The following is a 267-nucleotide window of genomic DNA, read 5'->3' on the forward strand; positions in this document are numbered from 1 at the left end:
GCACCCAAATCAGGGATCGAGTGTGCCGTACCCCAATCAATCCATGGTTCATGGACCTCGACTTCACGATTCAGTATTTGGCTGAGCAGCATGGCACAGTGAAGCATCGAATGGCTGCCAAGCGGTTGTTGGCGCATACCCACTTCTCGGCGCACTATTTCCTGACCCACAAATGTGGGTATCGCACATTTATCCGCGAGACGGATGAGAATGGCGTTGGCTGGATTCGGCCCGGCAACGTGACGGAACAGCGGTTTCAAGATTGGT

At 53.9% G+C, this 267-nt stretch carries 1 protein-coding gene; it reads left to right on the forward strand.

Features of this window, described 5'->3' with window-relative positions:
- Positions 1 to 50: 50 nt before the first annotated feature.
- The coding region (locus AC1RO3_RS09225) for a hypothetical protein (protein ID WP_481764122.1) at positions 51 to 267 on the forward strand (217 nt) is incomplete at its 3' end.

The organism is Dellaglioa sp. CoH-57-MRSF-19 (assembly GCF_056781975.1).